At 46.1% G+C, this 2,836-nt stretch carries 1 protein-coding gene and 1 pseudogene; both read left to right on the top strand.

The window, feature by feature from the left end; all coding sequences use genetic code 11:
• Window positions 1-642: 642 nt before the first annotated feature.
• Complete coding sequence (ltrA, locus tag HMPREF9007_RS00235) at window positions 643-2,295, top strand: group II intron reverse transcriptase/maturase (protein ID WP_004308488.1); 1,653 nt, start codon at window positions 643-645, stop codon at window positions 2,293-2,295.
• A gap of 4 nt (window positions 2,296-2,299) precedes the next feature.
• A pseudogene (locus tag HMPREF9007_RS00240) lies at window positions 2,300-2,836 on the top strand (conjugal transfer protein TraG); the annotation flags it as partial.

Genomic DNA, 2,836 nt, shown 5'->3' with positions numbered 1-2,836 from the left:
GTGTGACCTGTAAAGTCACGTAATTGATTGTTAGACAGTGATATTAATTGCATGATTTAACCCGCTGTTCCGTCAGCGGTAGCCTACTATAAGGTGCATCTCCAGTGATGGGTTGTGCCAAGCTTATAGGACAAAGTACACTTTCCGAAAGGACAAGACTGAACCGTGAGGGAATGTCAAGGACGGTTAGTATCATACCGTTGAGTGGCGAGGCTGGATAGCATGGTTAACGTAAGTGAACTGACTTTAGCCGTCGTAAGGTTTGAAGGAGCGCAAGATACTTTAGCTCTCACCAAAAGGTAAGCAGTCGGATAACCCTTGCCCATGTTGGGGTTACACGGACACAGCACTGCCGGCGGACTTGGCAGAACCTAAACTATCCGTTTGTCAATTACGTGGAACAGGGCAAGCCTGTATCTCTCTCGTAAGAATGCGAGTAAGCGAACCGCAAGGCAAGCCGAATGGGGTGCAGGTATGAGATAACGGAAAAAGCGAATGCCACCCTGTAATGGGGTGGATACGGATTGAATCAACATCACGGGTTGTTATTGGTGACATCATCCGACACGAAAGTGGGCAGACTTCCGTATATGGTAACTCTTTACAAGATAACTTTTAGAACTTTCAAAAGGAGGAAAGCAAATGAACGAAACTAAAACATCGTGTGCGCCTGCTGATAGTAGGAATCTAACTTGGGACGGCATGGACTGGTCCAAGTGTGAAGCCTATGTCCGAAAGCTACAAGCGCGTATTGTAAAGGCTCAAAAGGAAGGCAGACATAACAAGGTGAAAGCCTTGCAGTGGATGCTGACCCACTCTTTTTACGCCAAGGCATTGGCGGTAAAGAGGGTTACTTCCAACAAAGGGAAGAAAACGTCTGGAGTAGATAAACAGCTTTGGGATTCTCCCAAGCGCAAGTACAAAGCAATCGGTGAACTGAAACGTCGTGGTTACAATCCGCAGCCGCTTCGTAGGGTTCACATCAAGAAAAAGAACGGTAAACTCCGACCGTTGGGAATACCGACAATGAAAGACAGGGCGATGCAGGCATTATATCTCATGGCATTGGAACCGATAGCCGAAACGACAGGCGACCGCTTTTCTTATGGTTTCCGCAAGAAACGCAGGACAATGGACGCTATCCGTCAGATTGATACGGTTCTAAACCGCCAGCATTCCCCCGAATGGATTTTGGAGGGAGACATTAAAGGCTGCTTCGACCATATCAGCCACGACTGGCTTCTTAATCATATCCCTATGGATAAGACGATACTCAGAAAATGGCTGAAATGTGGAGCTGTATTCAATGGCAAACTATTCCCGACAGAAGAGGGTACACCACAAGGAGGTATCATATCACCGACACTTGCAAATATAGCACTTGACGGACTTCAACCACTCTTGGCTGAAAGATTCAAAAGATTATGGCGCAACAATAAGACATTCCACTACAAGGTAAACCTTATTCGTTATGCGGATGACTTTATAATCACAGGTCGAGATAAGGAGCTATTGGAAAACGAAGTCAAACCTATCGTGATAGAATTTCTCAAAGAAAGAGGGCTGACCTTATCCGAAGAGAAAACTACCATTACGAACATATACGACGGTTTTGATTTCTTAGGTTTCAATGTGAGGAAGTTTGGCAAAAGGCTATACACATCCCCGTCCAAAGATGCACAGAAACGCTTCAGGGCAAAAATCGGTGACATCGTTAAAGGACATAAAATGTGTAAGCAGGAATCGCTGATACGAATGCTTAATCCTGTAATCACAGGTTGGGGCAACTATTACCGATATGGTGCATCAACCGATGCTTTTCATGGTTGTGACAATCACATTTACAATCTCACGAAGAAATGGGCTTTACGTCGCCATCCAAAGAAACGCAAGTCTTGGGTTGCAGACAAATATTGGCATGAAATTCGGGGGCGTAAATGGACGTTTGCATGGAAATATGAAACCAAGAGCAAGAAAGTGAACTACCTGACCCTTAAAAGGTTGTCGGATATACATTATACCCCGTACAAGCAAATCAAAGGTGAGGCAAACCCTTTCGACCCGGAATACGATGATTATTTCTTTCAGCGAAAGGAGCAACAAATGCTGGAATCTCTCAAGGGACGTAAGTCTCTCTTATATTTATGGAACAAGCAGAACCGGATTTGTCCGTTATGCGGCAAGGAAATAGATTGTACAAAAGCATGGAACGTCAACGAAATATCTGTTGGTGGTTCGATTGTACGGCAACTTGTCCACAACAACTGCTACAAGCGAAATAAACGAAAATGTTGAAAGTATGAGCCGATTTCTAACAACAAATAGAAATATTGAGTTGCTTGAGCCGTATGAGGGGAAACTCTCATGTACGGTTCTTAGGGGAGAAGGGGGCAGCAATGCCCTTGACTTACCCGATGTGCAGAAGCAGGGCGATTTTTTTGTGGAAAGCCCCATTATCCTTTTCGCGGCCGTGATCTGGTTCCTGCGCATCTACGACAACGGGCGGTATTGTACCTTCCCGCACGCCATCGAGTTCCTGAACAAGCGGTACGAGGATATTTTCCCGATTCTGACATCCTACCCGGAACTCGAAAACTACCTCAGCCCCTTTATGGATGCCTGGCTCGGAGGCGCTCAAGACCAGCTCCAGGGCCAGATAGCATCGGCCAAAATTCCGCTTTCCCGCATGATTTCGCCCCAGCTATATTGGGTCATGTCGGGCGACGATTTCACGCTCGACATCAACAACCCGGACGATCCCAAGATACTCTGCGTGGGGAACAATCCCGACAGGCAAAACATTTACGGAGCGGCTTTGGGATTGTATAATTCCCGG

Origin of the sequence: Bacteroides sp. 1_1_14, from assembly GCF_000162515.1 — a bacterium.
Lineage (GTDB): Bacteria > Bacteroidota > Bacteroidia > Bacteroidales > Bacteroidaceae > Bacteroides > Bacteroides thetaiotaomicron.
The sequence above is the reverse complement of the archived record's forward strand: the minus strand, read 5'-3'. Positions and strand labels throughout refer to the sequence as shown.

Excerpts from the sequence above, each read along its gene's own strand:
- ltrA (WP_004308488.1), top strand. The coding sequence starts at position 643 with ATGAACGAAACTAAAACATCGTGTGCGCCTGCTGATAGTAGGAATCTA.